General features: G+C 56.1%; 17 protein-coding genes. 9 read left to right on the top strand and 8 right to left on the bottom strand.

The window, feature by feature from the left end:
* Positions 1 to 77: 77 nt before the first annotated feature.
* Entirely contained in the window at positions 78 to 1,280 is a 1,203-nt protein-coding gene (gene pncB, locus AC22LX_RS20620) for a nicotinate phosphoribosyltransferase (protein ID WP_047045657.1), read from the bottom strand.
* Between the two features lie 328 nt (positions 1,281 to 1,608).
* Between pncB and pepN the strand changes: the two genes are divergently transcribed.
* Positions 1,609 to 4,224, top strand: a complete 2,616-nt coding sequence (gene pepN, locus AC22LX_RS20615; RefSeq protein WP_047065518.1) for an aminopeptidase N — start codon at positions 1,609 to 1,611, stop codon at positions 4,222 to 4,224.
* A gap of 173 nt (positions 4,225 to 4,397) precedes the next feature.
* On the opposite strand, the gene ssuB is transcribed toward pepN, so the two are convergent.
* The 5 genes from ssuB to ssuE are packed head-to-tail and all read right to left on the bottom strand — an operon-like array spanning position 4,398 to position 8,642.
* Positions 4,398 to 5,171 (bottom strand): aliphatic sulfonates ABC transporter ATP-binding protein, encoded by a 774-nt coding sequence (gene ssuB / locus AC22LX_RS20610; protein WP_047045623.1) that lies wholly within the window; start codon positions 5,169 to 5,171, stop codon positions 4,398 to 4,400.
* Positions 5,168 to 5,959, bottom strand: coding sequence for an aliphatic sulfonate ABC transporter permease SsuC (ssuC, locus tag AC22LX_RS20605; RefSeq protein WP_015367447.1), 792 nt, complete (start codon positions 5,957 to 5,959; stop codon positions 5,168 to 5,170). Before ssuC ends, ssuB begins: the two co-directional genes overlap by 4 nt.
* Positions 5,960 to 5,969: 10 nt before the next feature.
* The gene (ssuD, locus tag AC22LX_RS20600) at positions 5,970 to 7,115 is read right to left on the bottom strand and encodes an FMNH2-dependent alkanesulfonate monooxygenase (RefSeq protein WP_487334182.1); all 1,146 of its coding nucleotides are present in this window, start codon (positions 7,113 to 7,115) and stop codon (positions 5,970 to 5,972) included.
* Positions 7,112 to 8,074: a sulfonate ABC transporter substrate-binding protein gene (locus tag AC22LX_RS20595; protein ID WP_045395665.1), complete on the bottom strand. Its 963-nt coding sequence runs from the start codon at positions 8,072 to 8,074 to the stop codon at positions 7,112 to 7,114. The genes ssuD and AC22LX_RS20595 overlap by 4 nt, the downstream gene beginning before the upstream one ends.
* Positions 8,067 to 8,642 (bottom strand): NADPH-dependent FMN reductase, encoded by a 576-nt coding sequence (gene ssuE, locus AC22LX_RS20590; protein WP_045395662.1) that lies wholly within the window; start codon positions 8,640 to 8,642, stop codon positions 8,067 to 8,069. Before ssuE ends, AC22LX_RS20595 begins: the two co-directional genes overlap by 8 nt.
* 248 nt (positions 8,643 to 8,890) lie before the next feature.
* Between ssuE and pyrD the strand changes: the two genes are divergently transcribed.
* Both pyrD and zapC read left to right on the top strand, forming a co-directional pair.
* Positions 8,891 to 9,901, top strand: a complete 1,011-nt coding sequence (pyrD, locus tag AC22LX_RS20585) for a quinone-dependent dihydroorotate dehydrogenase (protein ID WP_020079247.1) — start codon at positions 8,891 to 8,893, stop codon at positions 9,899 to 9,901.
* Between the two features lie 169 nt (positions 9,902 to 10,070).
* Positions 10,071 to 10,613: a cell division protein ZapC gene (gene zapC, locus AC22LX_RS20580; protein WP_045395659.1), complete on the top strand. Its 543-nt coding sequence runs from the start codon at positions 10,071 to 10,073 to the stop codon at positions 10,611 to 10,613.
* On the opposite strand, the gene AC22LX_RS20575 is transcribed toward zapC, so the two are convergent.
* Complete coding sequence (locus tag AC22LX_RS20575; RefSeq protein ID WP_045395655.1) at positions 10,610 to 11,719, bottom strand: YcbX family protein; 1,110 nt, start codon at positions 11,717 to 11,719, stop codon at positions 10,610 to 10,612. The two genes, zapC and AC22LX_RS20575, sit on opposite strands and share 4 nt — an antisense overlap.
* Before the next feature lie 98 nt (positions 11,720 to 11,817).
* Between AC22LX_RS20575 and rlmKL the strand changes: the two genes are divergently transcribed.
* The 6 genes from rlmKL to rmf all read left to right on the top strand — a co-directional run bounded on the left by rlmKL (position 11,818) and on the right by rmf (position 19,738).
* Complete coding sequence (rlmKL, locus tag AC22LX_RS20570) at positions 11,818 to 13,923, top strand: bifunctional 23S rRNA (guanine(2069)-N(7))-methyltransferase RlmK/23S rRNA (guanine(2445)-N(2))-methyltransferase RlmL (protein ID WP_047050527.1); 2,106 nt, start codon at positions 11,818 to 11,820, stop codon at positions 13,921 to 13,923.
* 12 nt (positions 13,924 to 13,935) lie between these two features.
* Positions 13,936 to 15,843, top strand: coding sequence for an ABC transporter ATP-binding protein (locus AC22LX_RS20565; protein WP_045395648.1), 1,908 nt, complete (start codon positions 13,936 to 13,938; stop codon positions 15,841 to 15,843).
* A 14-nt stretch (positions 15,844 to 15,857) separates the two neighbouring features.
* The gene (pqiA, locus tag AC22LX_RS20560; RefSeq protein ID WP_032711301.1) at positions 15,858 to 17,126 is read left to right on the top strand and encodes a membrane integrity-associated transporter subunit PqiA; all 1,269 of its coding nucleotides are present in this window, start codon (positions 15,858 to 15,860) and stop codon (positions 17,124 to 17,126) included.
* Complete coding sequence (pqiB, locus tag AC22LX_RS20555; protein WP_042892880.1) at positions 17,116 to 18,756, top strand: intermembrane transport protein PqiB; 1,641 nt, start codon at positions 17,116 to 17,118, stop codon at positions 18,754 to 18,756. The genes pqiA and pqiB overlap by 11 nt, the downstream gene beginning before the upstream one ends.
* The gene (pqiC, locus tag AC22LX_RS20550; protein WP_015367436.1) at positions 18,753 to 19,316 is read left to right on the top strand and encodes a membrane integrity-associated transporter subunit PqiC; all 564 of its coding nucleotides are present in this window, start codon (positions 18,753 to 18,755) and stop codon (positions 19,314 to 19,316) included. Before pqiB ends, pqiC begins: the two co-directional genes overlap by 4 nt.
* A gap of 254 nt (positions 19,317 to 19,570) precedes the next feature.
* Positions 19,571 to 19,738 carry a ribosome modulation factor gene (gene rmf, locus AC22LX_RS20545; protein WP_015704906.1) on the top strand — a complete coding sequence of 56 codons (168 nt, stop codon included), beginning with the start codon at positions 19,571 to 19,573 and terminating at the stop codon, positions 19,736 to 19,738.
* 93 nt (positions 19,739 to 19,831) lie between these two features.
* Here the strand turns inward: rmf and fabA are convergent, their stop codons facing one another.
* The gene (gene fabA, locus AC22LX_RS20540) at positions 19,832 to 20,350 is read right to left on the bottom strand and encodes a bifunctional 3-hydroxydecanoyl-ACP dehydratase/trans-2-decenoyl-ACP isomerase (RefSeq protein WP_015704907.1); all 519 of its coding nucleotides are present in this window, start codon (positions 20,348 to 20,350) and stop codon (positions 19,832 to 19,834) included.
* Positions 20,351 to 20,416 lie beyond the last annotated feature (66 nt).

Genomic DNA, 20,416 nt, shown 5'->3' with positions numbered 1-20,416 from the left:
GCAGAATTCGCATCATAAAGGGATAATTTGACAATAAATAATAAAGAAAAAGGAGCCTGAGAGGCTCCTTGTTGAAATTAACTCGCCTTTTTAATCGGCGGCAGGTCGAAGGCCTCGCGCAGGGCGCGGACGAACGCCTTATCGTGGCAGATGGTTTTTCCCGGGCTATCGGAGAGTTTCGCCACCGGCTTGCCGTTACATTCTACTAGTTTTATTACGATATTTAGCGGTTTCACCTGTGGGATGTCGCAGGTTAACCGGGTGCCGATACCGAAGCTGAGCTTCACCCGCGAGGAGAAGTGGCGATACAGTTCGACCGCTTTGCCGAGGTCGAGGTTATCGGAGAACACCAGCACTTTACTCATCGGGTCGATACCCAATTTCTGATAATGGGCGATTGCTTTTTCGCCCCACTCCAGCGGATCCCCGGAGTCATGACGCAGTCCCTGATAGCGGGTAGCGAATTCAGGGCCGAAATCACGCAGGAAAGCGTCCATGGTGATGCAGTCGGTCAGGGCAATACCCAGCTGATCCGGATATTCCGCCAGCCAGGCGGCAAGCGCCGCGCGCTGGCTGCTGGCCAGGTTTGGACTGATTTGCTGGTGGGCCTGGAACCATTCGTGCGCCTGGGTGCCCATCGGGGTTAAATTGAGTCGGCGGGCCAGATCGTAGTTGCTGGTGCCGACAAACCACGGCTCCTGCTGCAAGCGCTGCACGATAGCCTGCTGTACTTCACGGGAGAAGCGGCGGCGGGTGCCGAAATCCATCAGGCGGAATGCCGACATATCGATGGCGGCGGTCATGTCGGCGAAGTCGGCAAGCTTATGTTCGAGCGTCTCCAGCGCCAGATCGACGCCGATTTCCGGCGAACGGTAGTGGTGCACCAGTTCGCTGATGACCGCCAGCAGCGGCACTTCCCACATGATCACTTCGCGCCACGGCCCGGCGAGGCGAATATTCAGCTTGCCATGATCGTTGATGACGGTGACCTGGCTCGGGTCGTAGCGGAAGTCGCGTAGCCAGTCGAGATAGTCCTGCGAGAAGAACGGCAGGGTGGACAGCCAGTGATACTCATCGTCCTGCAGCTTCAGGTCGCGCATGGTTTCAACCTGCTCGCGAATCGCGTCGGCATAGATGCCGAGCAGATCGTCTCCGCGGCAGCGGAACTCTGCCGCCACCTCCACATCATAGTAGCGGTGGAAGACGGCCTGCTGCATATGCAGCTTATAGGCATCCGTATCAAGCAGCGAGTGCAGTACAGGAGAAGTGAATTGTGTCATGGTGCGCAGTAGCATCCTCTCACTGGGGCGTTCCATTCAAACCAAAGCAGAAAAAAGGAGGCGGAGTATACCTTTAATACCCGGTGCTGTCCTGCTGCGATGGCTCGACGGTAACGCTGACGGTCATTTGCGAGGCCTAGTTTAATATATTGAACACGGATCACACCACAAGCTTTGCGCCGGGTCGAGCGCATTTCGTGCCTCATGTGTTATCAATATGTAGCGATTTTCGTGTTGAACGTTGAAAAGATGAAGATTCTGCATAGCGCGATCTGCGCAACAGGAATAGACTGGAGCCGATACTTTACAGACACGCTAAAGGTTTTTTATGACACAACAGCCCCAAGCCAAATACCGCCACGACTACCGTGCGCCGGATTATCTGATTAGCGATATTGATTTGACCTTTGACCTGGATGCCGCGAAAACCGTTGTCACGGCCGAGAGTAAGGTTTCCCGTCACGCGGCTGCGTCTGATGTGCCATTGCGACTGGATGGCGAAGACCTGACCCTGATTTCACTGCAGGTGAACGGCCAGCCGTGGAACGACTATAAAGAAGAAAACAATCAGCTGGTGATTAGCGGTTTGCCGGACAGTTTCACCCTGACTATCGTCAATGAAATTAGCCCGGCGGCGAACACCGCGCTGGAAGGCCTGTATCAGTCAGGCGAAGCGCTATGTACCCAGTGCGAAGCAGAAGGCTTCCGCCATATTACCTGGTACCTCGACCGCCCGGACGTGCTGGCGCGCTTCACCACCAAAATCATCGCCGATAAAGCGAAATACCCCTACCTGCTTTCTAACGGCAACCGCGTAGCGCAGGGCGAGCTGGACAATGGCCGTCACTGGATCCAGTGGCAGGATCCGTTCCCAAAACCTTGTTACCTGTTCGCGCTGGTGGCCGGCGATTTCGACGTGCTGCGTGATACCTTCACCACCCGTTCCGGGCGTGAAGTCGCGCTCGAACTGTACGTTGACCGCGGCAATCTCGACCGCGCGCCGTGGGCGATGACCTCGCTGAAAAACTCAATGAAGTGGGACGAAACCCGTTTCGGTCTCGAATATGACCTCGACATCTATATGATCGTCGCCGTCGACTTCTTCAACATGGGCGCGATGGAGAACAAAGGTCTCAACGTCTTTAACTCTAAATATGTGCTGGCCCGTACCGATACCGCGACCGATAAAGACTATCTCGACATCGAGCGCGTCATTGGTCACGAATATTTCCATAACTGGACCGGCAACCGCGTGACCTGTCGCGACTGGTTCCAGCTCAGCCTGAAAGAAGGGCTGACCGTATTCCGCGATCAGGAGTTCAGTTCCGATCTCGGCTCGCGTGCGGTAAACCGTATCAACAACGTGCGTACCATGCGCGGGCTGCAGTTTGCCGAAGACGCCAGCCCGATGGCGCACCCGATCCGTCCGGATATGGTTATTGAAATGAACAACTTCTACACCCTGACGGTCTACGAAAAGGGCGCGGAAGTGATCCGTATGCTGCACACCCTGTTGGGCGAAGCCAATTTCCAGAAAGGGATGCAGTTGTACTTTGAACGCCACGACGGCAGCGCCGCCACCTGCGATGATTTCGTGCAGGCGATGGAAGATGCTTCGAACGTCGATCTGTCGCATTTCCGTCGCTGGTACAGCCAGTCCGGCACGCCGGTCGTGACCGTGCATGACGACTATAACCCGGAAACCGAGCAGTACACCCTGACTATCAGCCAGCGTACGCCGCCGACCGCGGAACAGGCCGACAAGCAGCCGCTGCACATCCCGTTCAGTATCGAGCTGTACGATAACGAAGGCAAAGCGATCCCGCTGCAGAAGGGCGGTCATCCGGTGCACCACGTGCTGAACGTGACCCAGGCGGAGCAGACATTCGTCTTTGATAACGTTTACTTCCAGCCGGTACCGGCGCTGCTGTGTGAATTCTCCGCGCCGGTCAAGCTTGAATATAAATGGAGCGACCAGCAGCTGACGTTCCTGATGCGCCACGCGCGTAACGACTTCTCGCGCTGGGATGCCGCGCAGAGTCTGCTGGCGACCTACATCAAGCTCAACGTTAATCGTCATCAGCAGGGACAGCCGCTGTCGCTGCCGATCCACGTCGCTGACGCCTTCCGCGCGATCCTGCTCGACGAAAAAATCGATCCGGCGCTGGCGGCGGAAATTTTAACGCTGCCGTCGGCCAACGAAATCGCTGAACTGTTCACCATCATCGATCCGATTGCCATCGCGGCGGTGCGCGAAGCGCTGACCCGTACGCTGGCGAAAGAGCTGGCCGATGAGCTGCTGGTGGTTTACAACGCCAACAAGCTCGACAGCTATCGCGTAGACCATGCCGATATCGGTAAACGTTCTCTGCGCAATACCTGCCTGCGCTATCTGGCTTTTGGCGATGTTGAGTTGGCAGATAAGCTGGTGCAAGCCCAGTATCATCATGCTGACAACATGACCGACGCGCTGGCTGCGCTGTCGTCGGCGGTGGCGGCGGAGTTGCCGTGCCGTGATGCATTGATGCAGGAGTATGACGATAAGTGGCACCAGGACGGTCTGGTGATGGACAAGTGGTTCATCCTGCAGTCCACCAGCCCGGCGGCCAATGTGGTTGAGACGGTACGCGGATTGCTCAAGCACCGTTCATTCACGATGAGCAACCCGAACCGTGTACGTTCGCTGATCGGCGCCTTCGCGAGTAGCAACCCGGCGGCGTTCCATGCCGAAGACGGCAGCGGTTATCAGTTCCTGGTGGAAATGCTGACCGAACTCAATAGCCGCAACCCGCAGGTGGCGTCGCGTCTGATTGAGCCGCTGATTCGTCTGAAACGCTACGATGAGAAACGTCAGGCCAAGATGCGTGCGGCGCTGGAACAGCTGAAAGGGCTGGAGAATCTCTCCGGCGATCTGTTCGAGAAGATCGCCAAGGCGCTGGCGTAACGGCGGTGCAAATCCCGGATAGCGGCGCAAGCGCCTTATCCGGGTTCACTACGCTGGCTGAAACTGCCGGTGTTGGTGGCCGCAAAATCCCCGGCGGCGCACTCGCTTACCGGGGCTACAGCGCTTTGCGATTTGGTAGTCCGGCCGAGCGAAGCGCGGGCCGGGGACGTTAGTTAGCCATGACTAAACAAACGCGGCGCACGCTCGCTGTCGCCGCGCTTCATCACCCGATCAAGCACCTGTGCTTCCAGTTCCGCCAGCTTCGCCGAGCCGAACCGCCGCGGACGTGGAATATCCACGTTCAAATCGAGGCCGATTTTCTTTTCTTCTATTAACAGCACCCGGTCGGCCATCGCCACCGCTTCACTCACATCATGGGTTACCAGCAACACGGTAAAGCCGTGCTCCTGCCAGAGCGAAACAATCAATTCCTGCATTTCCAGGCGGGTGAGGGCATCAAGCGCCCCTAGCGGTTCATCCAGCAGCAGCAGACGCGGGCGATGGATCAGCGCGCGGGCCAGCGCAACGCGCTGTTTTTGCCCGCCGGAAAGCGCGGCCGGCCACTCATCGGCTCTCTCTTCCAGCCCGACGCTGGCCAGCGCCTGGCGGGCGGCATCGCGCCACTGGCCCTTCAGCCCAAGCCCAACGTTGTCGATAACCGTCTTCCAGGGCAGCAACCGCGCGTCCTGGAACATCATGCGCGTATCCTCCTGAATCTGCGCAAGCGGCGTCGCGCCTGCCAGTAGTTCGCCGCCGTTGGGTTTTTCCAACCCGGCCAGCAGGCGCAGCAGGGTGCTTTTACCGCCGCCGCTGCGGCCGACCACCGCGACGAATTGCCCGGTAGGAATATGTAAATCCAGCTCATTGAGAATGACATTGTCGCCGTAGCGTTTACTGACCCCATTGAGTAACAGCGGGATCCCGGGATTAAGACGAGCAGTATTCATGCGTTAGCCTCCTGAAGACGGTACGCCGGGTTCCAGCGCAACCAGACGCGTTCCAGCAGTTGCGCGCTGAAATCGGCGAGCTTGCCGAGTATGGCGTAAAGAATAATGGCGACCACCACCACATCGGTTTGCAGAAATTCGCGGGCGTTCATCGCCAGATAGCCGATGCCGGCATTGGCGGAGATGGTCTCAGCGACGATAAGCGTCAGCCACATCAATCCGAGGGCGAAGCGAATGCCGACCATAATCGAGGGCAGGGCGCCGGGGAGGATCACGTGGCGGAAAAGAGCGAATCCGGATAAGCCATAGCTACGCGCCATTTCCACCAGACCGCGATCGATATTGCGAATGCCGTGCCAGGTATTGATATAAATCGGAAACATCGTCCCCAGCGCGACAAGAAATATTTTGGCGCTTTCATCAATACCGAACCACAAAATCACCAGGGGGATCAGCGCCAGATGCGGCACATTGCGCAACATCTGGATGGAGGTATCCAGCAGGCGTTCGCCCCAACGCGAGAGCCCGCTAATGAGCCCGAGCGTCAGGCCGATGGAGCCGCCGATGGCGAAGCCAAGCAAGGCGCGCCAGGAACTGATCGCCAGATGTTGCCACAGCTCGCCGCTGGCGGAGAGCGTCCAGAAGGCTTTCAGTACCCCCTCCGGAGAGGGGAGAATACGGGTTGAGAGCCAGCCTACCGAGGACGCCAATTGCCAGATAAGCACGGTGCCTACCGGTAAAAACCAGGGGGCGAGGCGTAACAGAAGTTTTTGCGAAGAGGCTGCCATAGTTCGCTCCCTAACTTTGCGCCGCTTTACGCGGGATAAATTCATTCGCTACCGCTTCCCCCTGCAGGCGCAGGTTTTGCGGCTGAGGGATCGTCGGAACGTTGACATCGAGCAGCGGGAACAGCAGTTCGCCGACTCGCCAGGCTTCCTCAAGGTGCGGGTAGCCGGAGAAGATAAAACTGTCGATGCCAAGTTCGGCGTATTCATTAATACGTTCAGCGACGGTGGCCGCATCGCCAACCAGCGCAGTGCCCGCGCCGCCGCGCGCCAGCCCGACCCCGGCCCACAGGTTCGGGCTGATCTCCAGTTTGTCGCGACGGCCGTTGTGCAGCGCCGCCATGCGGTGCTGGCCAACAGAATCGGTTTGCGCGAAGGCTGCCTGCGCGCGGGCGATGGTCTCGTCATCCAGATGGGAGATTAAGCTCTCCGCCGCTTGCCATGCCTCTTCATTGGTTTCGCGAACGATGACGTGCAAACGAATACCAAAGCGGACGCTGCGGCCGAGGCGCGCGGCTTTCTCACGCACCTGGGCGATTTTTTCCGCCACCTGCGCCGGCGGTTCGCCCCAGGTCAGATAGAGGTCGACCTGTTCGGCGGCCAGATCCTGGGCAACGTCCGAGGAGCCGCCAAAGTAGAGCGGCGGTCGCGGCTGTTGCTGCGGCGGGAAGAGCAGTTTCGCCCCGCGTACGTGCTGATGTTTGCCGTGAAAGGTCACGGTTTCGCCTTCCATCAGTTTGCGCCAGATATGGGTGAACTCGGCGGAGGCTTCGTAGCGTTCGGTGTGGTCGAGGAATACGCCATCGCCGGCTAATTCATTTGGATCGCTGCCGGTGACCAGGTTGAACAGGGTCCGGCCATTAGAGAGCCGATCAAGCGTAGCTGCCTGGCGCGCGGCGACGGTAGGCGATACCACACTTGGGCGCAGCGCGACGAGGAACTTCAGCCGCTGGGTGACGGGGATCATTGAAGCGGCAACCAGCCAGGCATCTTCGCAGGAGCGTCCGGTGGGAATAAGTACGCCGGTAAAGCCGAGTCGGTCGGCGGTCTGGGCGATTTGCTGCAGATAGCTGTAGTCTACCGGGCGCGCCCCTTCGTCAGTACCCAGATAGCGGCCGTCACCGTGGGTGGGTAAGAACCAGAACATATTCAGACTCATGATTTCGCTCCTTGTGCGGGGGCAGGCTGCCAGATACGGTTTTGAATAGTGATTTTTTTCGGTACCAGCTTGTTCTCATAGAACAGATCGGCGGTTTGCTGTTGACGAGCAGCCGTTTCAGCGCTTACCGGGGATATCGCGGTTGGCGGACGATGGTCGAGATAGCTGGCGATTACCGCTTCGGGTAGCCCCATCGTTTTAGCCAGCAGGGCAATACTTTCCTGGCGATGGCTGATGGTCAGGGCATCCGCCTGGCTAAAGGTCGCCAACACGCCTTCGATAAAGGCGCCGTTCTTTTCGGCATAAGGGCGGGCGGCAAGATAGAACGAACCGGTCTGCTTCAGGTCGCTACCATCTTTCAGTACCCGTACCCCGCCTTGCAGCAGCGCCGCAGAGTAATAGGGATCCCAGATAGCCCAGGCGTCGACATTACCCTGCTGAAATGCGGCGCGGGCATCGGCGGGGGCAAGATATACCGGCTGGATATCGCTGAATTTCAGGCCTGCCTGCTGCAGAGCGCGCAGCAGCAGATTGTGCGAGCTGGAGCCCTTCTGGAACGCCACCTTACGTCCTTTCAGTTCTGCCACGCTTTTGATTGGGCTGTTATCGGCGACCAGAATCACTTCCGCTTTCGGTTTCGCAGGTTCCGCGCCGATATAGACCAGATCGGCGCCGGCAGCCTGAGCGAAAATCGGTGGAATATCGCCAGTACTGCCGATATCAATACTGCCGACGTTCAGCGCTTCCAGCATTTGCGGTCCGGCGGGAAACTCGACCCATGAAATCTTCGTTTGCGGATAGCGCTGCTCCAGCAGTTGATGGCTCTTCGCCAGCACCATACTGACGCTGCCTTTCTGGTAGCCGATGCGTAACGCTTCCGGCGCCTGCGGGGCCGCATGCGTAATAAAGGAAAGCATGAGTAGCCCGCCGAGGGTCAGGGCACGCAGAGGATTAAGCATGCTCAACCCCCTGTAATGTCTTTAGTCCGGAGATACGGCTGTTGCGCCGATTCAGCGCCTGCCAGAAGGTCTCCAGCGCCTGGTCGAGACGGTTTTGCAGATTCGGTGTGAACTGCGGCTTGTGTTGATAATCGGTGACCTGGCTATCATCGGCGAAAACGCCATGTAAGATTTCCTGCGCTTTCAGGGCATTAAGCACCGGTTTCAGAGCGTAATCGACCGCCAGCATATGGGCGATGGTGCCGCCTGTCGCCAGCGGCAGGACAATTTTGCCTTCCAGAGCGCGTTCCGGCAGCAGGTCGAGCAGCGTCTTCAGCGCGCCGGAAAAAGAGGCTTTATAGACGGGGGTGGCGATAATCAGGCCATCGGCGCCGGCCAGTTGTTCATTTAAGGTATGCAGAGCGGGGTTATCGAAGCGGGCGTAAAGCAGATCTTCGGGATCAAAATTCTGTAAATGCCAGTGATAGACTTCGATGTCGGCTGCGGCAAGTTTCTCTCTGGTGTACTCCAGCAATGCGCTTGAGCGAGAAGGGTAGCGGGGACTGCCCGCGAGTGTAATAACGCGCATACTCTCTCCTTATAACCAAATGTTTGCATTTATCTATAATTGATAACATTTTATGGCAGTGTGACAGAGGGCGTTTATTTCCCTAAATGATTTTTCCGGCGTTAAATTGCCAAAATGCGCATAACAGGCGGTAGAGAAGTAAACGTTTGCGTTGGACACGTGATTTTTTGTCGCAGGTCAATTCCCTTTCGGGCGCGGATCGAACATAATACGCCCCCGGTTTGCACACCGGGAATCCAGGAGAGTTCATGTACTATCCCTTCGTTCGTAAAGCTCTTTTTCAGCTCGATCCTGAGCGCGCTCATGAAGTAACCTTCCAACAATTACGCCGCGTAACCGGCACGCCGCTGGAAATACTGGTTCGGCAAAAAGTACCGTCGAAACCCGTTACCTGCATGGGGCTCACTTTCAAGAATCCGCTGGGGCTGGCGGCCGGGCTTGATAAAAACGGCGAGTGCATTGATGCGCTCGGTGCGATGGGCTTCGGCTCAATTGAAATTGGTACCGTAACCCCGCGTCCACAGCCGGGCAATGACAAGCCGAGGATCTTCCGTCTCGTCGATGCCGAAGGTTTGATCAACCGCATGGGCTTTAATAACCACGGTGTTGATAACCTGGTCGAGAATGTGAAAAAAGCGCATTTTGACGGCGTACTGGGGATTAATATCGGTAAAAATAAAGATACCCCGGTTGAGCAGGGTAAAGATGATTATCTGATTTGTATGGAAAAAGTCTATCCATACGCTGGATATATCGCCATTAATATCTCCTCGCCGAATACCCCAGGGCTACGTACTCTACAATATGGTGAAGCGCTGGATGATTTACTCGGCGGTATTAAAAATAAGCAGCTCGAACTTCAACAGAAACATCAAAAATATGTTCCTGTGGCGGTGAAGATCGCCCCGGATCTTTCCGTCGAGGAATTGATCCAGGTGGCCGACAGCTTAGTTCGCCATAATATTGATGGCGTCATTGCTACCAATACCACCCTCGATCGTTCACTGGTCCAGGGGATGAAGCATTGTGATGAAACCGGTGGGTTGAGTGGTCGTCCATTACAATTAAAAAGCACCGAAATTATTCGTATGCTGGCGACGGAATTAAATGGTCGTTTGCCAATTATCGGAGTTGGCGGTATTGACTCGGTGATTGCCGCTCGTGAAAAGCTGGCTGCTGGCGCCACGCTGGTGCAGATTTATTCCGGGTTTATTTTTAAAGGCCCGCCGCTGATTAAAGAAATTGTTACACACATCTAATCTTTTCCGTCTCTGAATCTTCCCCAGGGCTTTATTTCCGGCCCTGGTTGTTTTATATTCCTTCATTGTTGCTTATTTAGACATTTTAGTCTTTTCTTAATTTTAGAAATTATTCTGTAGCAGGATGCCATTGCTTTGCAGAAGGAAGTGGAAGAGGACGGGGGTAGAAATGCGGATTAAACCTGACGATAACTGGCGTTGGTATTACGACGAAGAGCATGACCGCATGATGCTCGATCTGGCCAATGGTATGTTATTTCGCTCACGTTTTGCCCGGCGCATGTTAACGCCTGACGCTTTCGCACCGTCGGGATTCTGCGTCGATGACGCGGCGCTTTATTTTTCTTTTGAAGAAAAATGCCGCGAAATTGAATTAAACAAAGAGCAGCGTGCCGAATTAGTATTAAATGCCTTAACCGCGATCCGTTTTCTAAAACCGCAGATGCCGAAGAGCTGGCATTTCACCACGCATCAGCAGAACTGGCAACCCGCCAGCGGCGACGCTGCCAGCGTGTGGATCAGCGATACCGGCGAGCAGGTCAATTTGCTGGTGGTCGAACCGGGTGAAAACGCCACGCTTTGCCTGCTGGCGCAGCCTGGACTAACTCTGGCTGGCCGGGTGATGCAGTTAGGCGATGTGATAAAAATTATGAATGACAGGCTGCAGCCGGCGCAGAGCGCGGCCAGCTACAGCCTCGGACAGGCGGTTTAAGGCGCCAGGCGCAGCGCGGTTTTCGGTACGCAGCTGCAGCATAAAATGGTGCCATCCGCGGCGACCGCATTTTTCTTTAACGGACTCACTTCTCCCTCTTCGAGGCGGATACGACAGCTGCCGCAGATCCCGGCGCGGCAGGAATAAGGGATACGAATACCCTGTTGTTCCAGTTGCTCCAGCAGTACCTGCTGGTTATTGCCGGTAAACTGTTGCCCTTGCCACTCAATCTCAACCGTCGCTTTTGGCTGCGTATCCGCCGCCAGGGTATCGTCGCTATCGCCGGCGCCATAGGCTTTAGCCGGACCACGGGTCAGCACTTCCACTTCATCACCCACGCGGATCACGCCGCTGTTGCGGGCGATCAGATTCTGGCCAAAATCGACATCGCCATTATCCTGCGCGGTACGAAAACGCTTTAACGTCTCCAGCGGTTCGCCGGACGGATGCTTTTGCCCACGTTCCGGGCTGACGGTGGTGAAAATGCAGCGGCTGCAGGGTTTGGCGACGTCAAATACTACCTCGCCGATGCGAATGACTTTCCAGCTATCTTCATCCCACGCCGCCGCGCCGGTGACCACCAGATTAGGGCGAAATTGTTCTATGCTTACGCTGGCAGGGCACCGCTGCTGCAGGTCGCGAAGCGAGGCCTCGTTGGCGAGCAGGTAGGGATAACCGTCGGCGAAGGAGAGCGGCACCGCGTCGTGACGTTTTACTCGCCGCGTTAGCTGCGGCCCGAGCCAGCGCAGTTGGACGTCGCGGTTGAAGAAGCCGCTGAGCCACTGGTTGATGGCGGCTGGCGCGATCAAGGCGGTGAAATGGTTGCCCCAGACCTCCGTCGGCTCGCCCTGGGGAGCGAAATCATCAAAGCGCACCAGCGCGCTGCTGCCATCCGGCGCGGTCAAATGCAGGCCGTCGTGAAGCGGAGAAGGCAGGAATTTTACCATCTGCGGAAACTGACGCGCGGTAATAAACGTACCGTCGGTTTCGGTCAGCATAAAGATGCGGTCGAAGGCCATGCCGCTAATATCGGCAAAGGCATGGGTGACGCCAATTCCGCGCATGGATTTGACGGGATGAATAAAAAGTTTCGATAGCGTTACCATACGCTGCCCCTGGGTTCAAAAATAAGCCTTTAACTTTATGACATAGGGCACATATTGGCTATAATGCGCACCAATTTTCTTTAAGTAAAAGTGACGATATGAAATCTCTGTTTGCCAGCACGGCTCGTGGTCTTGAAGAGCTGTTAAAAACTGAACTGGAAGGACTTGGCGCCACGGAGTGCCAGGTTGTCCAGGGCGGGGTTCATTTTCAGGGAGATACGCGACTGCTGTATCAAAGCCTGATGTGGAGCCGGCTGGCCTCGCGCATCATGCTGCCGCTGGGTGAGTGCAGCGTGTATAGCGATCTGGATCTCTACCTGGGGGTTCAATCGATTCCGTGGACGGAGATCTTTACCACTGACGCCACCTTTGCGGTGCATTTTAGCGGCCTCAACGAGGAGATCCGCAACAGTCAGTATGGCGCATTGAAAGTCAAAGACGCTATCGTCGATAGCTTCACGCGTAAAAACCTGCCGCGTCCGAATGTCGATCGTGAAAACCCCGATCTGCGTATCAACGTCTGGCTTAACAAAGAGACGGCGCATATCTCGCTGGATCTGAGCGGCGAAGGCCTGCATCTGCGCGGGTACCGTGACGGTACCGGCATGGCGCCGATCAAAGAAAACCTCGCGGCGGCAATCGTCATGCGCTCCGGCTGGGTGGCGGGAACGCCGCTGCTCGATCCGATGTGCGGTTCCGGCACGTTGCTGATTGAAGCGGCGATGCTGGCGACCGATCGCGCGCCGGGCCTGCACCGCGGCCACTGGGGCTTCGGCGGATGGGCGCAACACGATGACGCTATCTGGAAAGAGGTGAAAGCCGAGGCGCAAACGCGCGCTCGCCAGGGGCTGGCCGTTTATGAATCGCGCTTCTACGGCTCAGACGTCGACGAGCGCGTGATTGAACGCGCGCGCCGCAACGCCCGTCGCGCCGGAATTGGCGAGCTCATCAATTTTGAAGTGAAAGACGTCGCGCAGCTCAATAATCCGCTGCCGAAAGGCCCGTACGGCACCGTTATCAGCAACCCGCCGTACGGCGAGCGCCTGGAAAGCGAACCGGCGCTGATTGCCCTGCACAGCCTGCTGGGGCGGATTATGAAAAACCAGTTTGGCGGCTGGAACCTGTCGGTCTTCAGCGCCTCGCCGGAATTGCTGAGCTGCCTGCAACTGCGTGCCGATAAACAGTTTAAAGCCAAAAACGGCCCGCTGGACTGCGTACAGAAGAACTATCATCTGGCGGAAAGCGAAGGCGGCAAGCCGGCGATGCTGGCGGAAGATTTCGCCAACCGCTTACGTAAAAACCTGAAGAAGTTTGAAAAGTGGGCGCGTCAGGAAGGCATTGAATGCTATCGCCTGTACGATGCCGATTTGCCGGAATACAACGTGGCTATTGACCGCTACGGCGAGTGGGTGGTGGTGCAGGAGTATGCGCCGCCGAAAACCGTCGATGCGCACAAAGCGCGCCAGCGTCTGTTCGATATTATCGCCGCGACTATCGCGGTGTTAGGGATCGCGCCGAATAAGCTGGTGCTGAAGACCCGCGAGCGGCAGAAGGGTAAAAATCAGTACCAGAAGATGGCGGAGAAGGGCGACTTTATCGAGGTACAGGAGTATAACGCGCGTCTGTGGGTTAACCTTACCGACTATCTCGACACCGGTCTGTTCCTCGACCACCGTATTGCCCGTCGTATGCTGGGCCAGATGAGCAAGGGTAAGGATTTCCTCAACCTGTTCTCCTATACCGGCAGCGCCAGCGTCCACGCCGGTCTCGGCGGCGCGCGCTCCACCACGACCGTCGATATGTCGCGCACCTATCTGGAGTGGGCGGAACGCAACCTGCGTCTGAACGGCTTAACCGGCCGCGCGCATCGCCTGATGCAGGCGGACGTGCTGGGTTGGCTGCGGGAAAGTACCGAGCAGTTCGATCTGATCTTTATCGATCCGCCGACCTTCTCCAACTCCAAACGTATGGAAGATGCCTTTGACGTGCAGCGCGACCATATCCGTCTGATGACCGATTTAAAACGTCTGCTGCGTAAAGGCGGCACGATTATGTTCTCGAATAACAAACGCGGTTTCCGTATGGATCATGACGGGCTGGCGGCGCTTGGCCTGAAGGCGCAAGAAATTTCGCAAAAAACGCTGTCGCAGGATTTTGCCCGCAACCGTCAGATCCACAACTGCTGGCTGATTACCGCGGCCTGAAAGGAATAAAGAATGTCACTGATTAGTATGCACGGCGCCTGGCTTTCGTTCAGCGATGCGCCGCTGCTGGATAACGCTGAACTGCATATCGAAGATAACGAACGCGTCTGCCTGGTAGGGCGTAACGGCGCCGGCAAATCGACCCTGATGAAAATCCTCAACCGCGAGCAGGGTCTGGACGATGGGCGTATTATTTATGAACAGGATCTGATCGTCGCGCGTCTGCAGCAGGATCCTCCGCGTAATGTCGCCGGTACGGTGTACGATTTTGTCGCGGAAGGTATTGCCGAGCAGGCGGCGTACCTGAAGGCCTACCATGATGTTTCGCATCAGGTGATGACCGATCCGAGCGATAAAAATTTAAATGAACTGGCCCGCCTGCAGGAACAGCTGGATAACCTGGGGCTGTGGCAGTTAGATAGCCGTATTAATGAAGTGATCGAGCAGCTTGGCCTTAACGCCGACGCGCAGCTGGCGTCGCTCTCCGGCGGCTGGCTGCGTAAAGCGGCGCTGGGTCGCGCGCTGGTCAGCGGGCCGCGCGTGCTGCTGCTGGATGAACCGACTAACCACCTCGATATCGAAACTATCGACTGGCTGGAAGGGTTCCTCAAATCCTTTAAAGGCACCATCATCTTTATTTCGCACGACCGTTCTTTCATCCGCAATATGGCAACGCGCATCGTCGACCTCGATCGCGGCAAGCTGGTGACCTATCCGGGCAATTACGATCAGTATCTGCTGGATAAAGAAGAAGCGCTGCGCGTCGAAGAGTTACAGAATGCTGAATTCGACCGCAAGCTGGCGCAGGAGGAGGTGTGGATCCGTCAGGGGATTAAAGCACGCCGTACCCGCAACGAAGGCCGCGTCCGCGCGCTGAAGGCGATGCGTCGCGAACGCGGAGAGCGCCGTGAAGTGATGGGCAGCGCGAAGATGCAGGTCGAGGAGGCTTCTCGCTCCGGCAAAATCGTCTTTGAGATGGAAAACGTCAACTATCAGGTTGACGGCAAAGTGCTGGTCAAAGATTTCTCCGCACAAATCCAGCGTGGCGACAAGATTGCGCTGATTGGCCCGAACGGCTGCGGTAAAACCACGTTGCTGAAGCTGATGCTCGGCCAGCTACAGGCCGATAGCGGGCGTATTCACGTCGGTACCAAGCTGGAAGTCGCCTACTTCGACCAGCACCGCGCGGAGCTGGATCCGGATCGGACGGTGATGGATAACCTTGCGGAAGGTAAGCAAGAGGTGATGGTTAACGGTAAGCCGCGTCACGTGTTGGGCTATCTGCAGGACTTCCTGTTCCATCCAAAACGGGCGATGACTCCGGTACGCGCGTTGTCCGGCGGGGAGCGTAACCGCCTGCTGCTCGCGCGCTTGTTCCTGAAACCCAGTAACTTATTGATCCTCGATGAACCGACTAACGACCTTGATGTCGAAACGCTGGAGCTGCTGGAAGAGCTGATCGATGGCTACCAGGGCACCGTGATGCTGGTGAGCCACGATCGTCAGTTTGTCGACAACACCGTGACCGAGTGCTGGATCTTCGAGGGCGGCGGCCGTATCGGCCAATATATCGGCGGTTATCACGACGCGCGCGGACAGCAAGCGCAGTCGCTGGCGAATAAACAGACGATTGTAAAAAAACCAGCGGAAGTCGCTCAACCGAAAGCAGAAAGTGTCAAACGTGCCGCCAGCAAACTAAGCTATAACCTGCAGCGCGAACTGGAACAGCTGCCGCAGAAGCTGGAAGATCTGGAAACTCAACTGCAGACGCTGCAGGAAAAAGTTGCCGATCCTTCGTTCTTCGGCCAGCCGCATGACCAGACCCAGCAGGTGCTGGCGCAGTTAGCGGAAGCGGAACAGGCCCTGGAAGCGGCCTTTGAACGCTGGGAATATCTCGAAGGACTCAAAAACGGCGCTTAAGCTGAGGAGTGTTCATGTGCGATCATCATCATGCTGCGCGGCACATATTGTGCCCACAATGTGATCTGCTGGTGGCTTTGCCGCCGCTGGAGCATCGCCAGAAAGCCGCATGCCCACGCTGCGGCACCACGCTCACCACATCGTGGGACGCGCCGCGGCAGCGTCCCACGGCCTATGCGCTGGTGGCGCTGTTCATGCTGCTACTGGCAAACCTGTTCCCTTTTGTTTATATGAAAGTCGGCGGGATCAGCAGCGAAATTGAGCTGCTGGAAATACCAAACGTGCTGTTCACCGAGGATTACGCCAGCCTTGGTACGTTCTTTTTACTGTTTGTCCAACTGGTCCCGGCGTTTTGTCTGGTGACCATCTTATTGTTGGTCAATCGCGTTCATATGCCTTCACGCTTAAAGGCGTTTCTGGCGCGGATTTTGTTTCACCTCAAAAGCTGGGGGATGGCCGAGATTTTCCTCGCCGGGGTGCTGGTCAGCTTCGTTAAACTCATGGCCTACGGTGATATCGGCGTTGGACTGAGCTTTGTTCCCTGGTGTCTGTTCTGCCTGCTGCAGTTGCGGGCATTTCAGTGCGTCGATCGCCGCTGGCTGTGGGACGATATTGCGCCAATGCCGGTCATTAAGCAGCCGCTGCGCCCTGGCGTGCCGGGGCTGCGTCAGGGTCTGCGCTCCTGCTCGTGCTGCACGGCAGTGCTGCCAGCGGATGAGAAAGAGTGTCCGCGCTGTCACACCAAAGGTACCCCGCGGCGTAAAAACAGCCTGCAGTGGACGCTGGCGCTGCTGATGACGTCGTTTGTGCTCTATTTACCCGCCAATATTCTGCCGATTATGATTACCGATCTGCTGGGCGATAAAATGCCGTCGACAATCATGGCGGGCGTCGTTCTGCTGTGGAGCGAGGGCTCTTACCCGGTCGCGCTGGTTATCTTTATCGCCAGTATCATGGTGCCGACGTTAAAAATGATCGCTATCGGCTGGCTGTGCTGGAGCGCGAACGGAAACGGCGCGCGTGATTCAGAGCGTATGCACCTGATTTATGAAGTGGTTGAATTTGTTGGCCGTTGGTCAATGATCGACGTTTTTGTCATCGCGGTACTCTCGGCGCTGGTGCGCATGGGAGGCTTGATGAATATCTATCCGGCGATAGGCGCGGTGATGTTCGCGCTGGTCGTTGTCATGACCATGTTCTCGGCCATGATGTTTGACCCACGTCTATTGTGGGACCGTGAACCAGATCCAAGCCATGAGGAAATGCAACAGCATGGAAAATAAGAGCGGAGAAGCGAAAGTGCAGAAGGTGAAGAACTGGTCACCGGTCTGGATCTTTCCGATTGTGACTGTGCTCATCGGCGCATGGATACTGTTTTACCACTACAGCCATCAGGGGCCGGAGGTGACGCTTATTACCACCAACGCCGAAGGCATTGAAGGGGGTAAAACGCGTATCAAGAGCCGCAGCGTTGATGTCGGGGTGGTGGAAAGCGCTATCCTGACTGATGACCTGAAACACGTAGAAATTAAAGCGCGTCTGAACTCGGGCATGCAGAAGCTACTGCATAAAGACTCGGTGTTCTGGGTGGTGAAACCGCAGGTGGGGCGCGAGGGGATCAGCGGCCTCGGCACCTTGCTTTCCGGCGCCTATATCGAATTACAGCCGGGTAAAGAAGGCTCTGTGGCGCCGCAGTATCCGCTGTTGGATTCGCCGCCGCTGGCTTCACCGGATGCCAAAGGTATCCGTGTTTTGCTGGAAAGTAGCAAAGCCGGGCAACTCTCGCCTGGCGATCCGGTGCTGTTCCGCGGCTATCGCGTTGGTTCGGTTGAAACCAGCACCTTTGATACGCAGAAGCGTCGCATCACTTATCAGCTGTTTATCAACGCGCCGAACGACCGTCTGGTGACCACTAACGTTCGCTTCTGGAAAGATAGCGGTATTGCGGTTGATCTTACCTCTGCGGGAATGCGCGTTGAGATGGGATCGCTGTCGACGCTGTTTGGCGGCGGTGTAAGCTTTGATATTCCGGAAGGATTGGATCTCGGCGAGCCGGTGGCGAATAAAACGGAATACCACCTGTTTGACGATCAGAAGAGTATCCAGGATTCGGTGTTCACCCAGCATATCGATTACGTCCTGTTCTTTAAAGATTCGGTGCGTGGTCTGCAGCCGGGAGCGCCGGTTGAATTCCGCGGTATTCGCCTTGGTACCGTCGGCAAAGTACCGTTCTTTATCCCCGGTTTGAAACAGAGCCTGAACGATGATTATCGTATCCCGGTAGAAGTGCGTATTGAGCCGGAACGTCTAATCAACCAGCTGGGCGGCGACCCTAACATTCGCGCGCATATTGACGATCTGATCAACCGCGGCCTGCGCGGTTCGCTGAAAACCGGCAACCTGGTCACCGGGGCGCTGTATATCGATCTCGACTTCTATCCGAAAGCGCCTCCGCGCGGCAAGATTCAGGAGTTCGGCGGCTATCCGATCATTCCAACCGTCAGCGGCGGTCTGGCGCAGATCCAGCAGCGTCTGATGGATGCGCTTGATAAGATTAACAACCTGCCGATTAACCCACTGCTGGAGCAGGCGACCAGTACCCTGGCGCAGAGCCAGAAAACCATGCAGCGTGTCCAGACTACGCTCGACAACTTGAATAAGATCACTTCAAGCCAGTCGATGCAGCAGCTTCCTGCCGATATGCAGAGCACGTTGCGCGAGTTGAATCGCAGTATGCAGGGCTTCCAACCGGGCTCGGCAGCCTACAATAAGATGGTTGCGGATATGCAGCGGTTGGATCAGGTGCTTCGTGAACTGCAGCCGGTACTGAAAACCCTCAACGACAAGAGCAATGCGCTGGTATTTGAGGCCAAGGATAAAAAAGATCCGCAGCCGAAGGGAGCGAAACAATGAAAAAGTGGTTAGTGGCGGCAGCGGTATGCGTACTGACGGCCTGCAGCAGCGGTGGTGAGAGTAAAACTTACTATCAATTACCGGTAGCAAAGAGCGGCGCGCAAAGCGCCGTCAACCAGAGCAAGAATTTGCTGTGGGTTGAGCAGGTCAGTATCCCTGATTATCTGGCCGGCAATGGCGTGGTTTATCAGACGACCGATGTGCAGTATGTGATTGCTAATAACAATCTGTGGGCCAGCCCGCTGGACCAGCAGTTACGTACCACGCTGGTGGCGAATCTGAGTAACCAACTGCCGGGTTGGGTGGTGGCATCGCAGCCGTTAGGCAGCGAGCAGGATACGCTTAACGTCTCCGTAAGCGGTTTCCACGGTCGCTACGACGGCCGGGTCATCGTTAGCGGTGAATGGCTGCTTAAGCATCAGGGGCAGTTAATTAAGCGTCCGTTCAATATTGAACTTAAGCAACAGCAGGATGGCTACGACGCGATGGTTAAGACCCTGGCGCAGGCCTGGAGCCAGGAAGCCACCGCGATTGCGAGTGAACTGAACCGCCTGCCATAAGTAAAATTAATACAATACAAGCCGCCGCGACCTGAAAAATCGCCGCGGCTTTTTTATTTGCCGCGTCAGGTTGATAGTTGTGCTGGCTCACGATTTTTGTACAAATGAACTTTCATATAGCTCACAAATATGACACTGGCGTGAATTTTGCGCATTGACGCTGCCTGCGTTTCGCGGTAAAGGTTATACGTGGTTGCATATTTAGTGACCACTGTTTTCTTTTCCACCAGATCAAATAATGAGGGAAACGAGGCATGAAGAGACAAAAACGAGATCGCCTGGAACGGGCACATCAGCGTGGATATCAGGCCGGCATTACCGGCAGATCGAAAGAAATGTGTCCCTACCAGACCCTTAATCAGAGGTCCCATTGGCTAGGAGGTTGGCGAGAAGCCATGGAGGACAGGGTGCAAACTGCCTGACTGTCTCTTTAAAAAAGAAGCCTTCGCTCTGCGAAGGCTTCGCCTTTTGTACTTCAGGACCTTTTGTACTTCAGGATAAGTACGGAAGGTAAATCAGAACGCGGAAGTATCCTGGAACAGACCGACTTTCAGGTCAGTTGCAGAGTAGATCAGACGACCATCAACCAGCACTTCGCCATCCGCCAGGCCCATGATCAGGCGACGGTTTACAATGCGTTTGAAGTGGATACGATAGGTGACTTTTTTCGCCGTCGGCAGAATCTGACCGGTAAATTTCACTTCGCCTACGCCCAGCGCGCGGCCTTTCCCTTCGCCGCCCAGCCAGCCCAGATAGAAGCCAACCAGTTGCCACATTGCGTCCAGACCCAGGCAGCCAGGCATTACCGGGTCGCCGATGAAGTGACAACCGAAGAACCACAGGTCAGGGTTGATGTCGAGCTCAGCTTCAACGTAACCTTTGTCGTAGTTGCCGCCGGTTTCGGTCATCTTGACGACGCGGTCCATCATCAGCATGCTTGGCGCCGGCAGTTGCGGGCCTTTCGCGCCAAACAGTTCACCACGACCAGAGGCAAGAAGATCTTCTTTTGTATAGGATTCGCGTTTATCTACCATGTTTTCAGTAAGCCTTATTTTGAGTTCGGGACGCAGGATAGCTAACACGTGTAAGCTGAACAAGTC

This window comes from Klebsiella sp. PK01, assembly GCF_057624675.1.
The sequence above is the reverse complement of the archived record's forward strand: the minus strand, read 5'-3'. Positions and strand labels throughout refer to the sequence as shown.

Coding starts and splice junctions, on each gene's coding strand:
- pncB (WP_047045657.1), bottom strand. CDS start 1,280: ATGACACAATTCACTTCTCCTGTACTGCACTCGCTGCTTGATACGGAT.
- pepN (WP_047065518.1), top strand. CDS start 1,609: ATGACACAACAGCCCCAAGCCAAATACCGCCACGACTACCGTGCGCCG.
- ssuB (WP_047045623.1), bottom strand. CDS start 5,171: ATGAATACTGCTCGTCTTAATCCCGGGATCCCGCTGTTACTCAATGGG.
- ssuC (WP_015367447.1), bottom strand. CDS start 5,959: ATGGCAGCCTCTTCGCAAAAACTTCTGTTACGCCTCGCCCCCTGGTTT.
- ssuD (WP_487334182.1), bottom strand. CDS start 7,115: ATGAGTCTGAATATGTTCTGGTTCTTACCCACCCACGGTGACGGCCGC.
- AC22LX_RS20595 (WP_045395665.1), bottom strand. CDS start 8,074: ATGCTTAATCCTCTGCGTGCCCTGACCCTCGGCGGGCTACTCATGCTT.
- ssuE (WP_045395662.1), bottom strand. CDS start 8,642: ATGCGCGTTATTACACTCGCGGGCAGTCCCCGCTACCCTTCTCGCTCA.
- pyrD (WP_020079247.1), top strand. CDS start 8,891: ATGTACTATCCCTTCGTTCGTAAAGCTCTTTTTCAGCTCGATCCTGAG.
- zapC (WP_045395659.1), top strand. CDS start 10,071: ATGCGGATTAAACCTGACGATAACTGGCGTTGGTATTACGACGAAGAG.
- AC22LX_RS20575 (WP_045395655.1), bottom strand. CDS start 11,719: ATGGTAACGCTATCGAAACTTTTTATTCATCCCGTCAAATCCATGCGC.
- rlmKL (WP_047050527.1), top strand. CDS start 11,818: ATGAAATCTCTGTTTGCCAGCACGGCTCGTGGTCTTGAAGAGCTGTTA.
- AC22LX_RS20565 (WP_045395648.1), top strand. CDS start 13,936: ATGTCACTGATTAGTATGCACGGCGCCTGGCTTTCGTTCAGCGATGCG.
- pqiA (WP_032711301.1), top strand. CDS start 15,858: ATGTGCGATCATCATCATGCTGCGCGGCACATATTGTGCCCACAATGT.
- pqiB (WP_042892880.1), top strand. CDS start 17,116: ATGGAAAATAAGAGCGGAGAAGCGAAAGTGCAGAAGGTGAAGAACTGG.
- pqiC (WP_015367436.1), top strand. CDS start 18,753: ATGAAAAAGTGGTTAGTGGCGGCAGCGGTATGCGTACTGACGGCCTGC.
- rmf (WP_015704906.1), top strand. CDS start 19,571: ATGAAGAGACAAAAACGAGATCGCCTGGAACGGGCACATCAGCGTGGA.
- fabA (WP_015704907.1), bottom strand. CDS start 20,350: ATGGTAGATAAACGCGAATCCTATACAAAAGAAGATCTTCTTGCCTCT.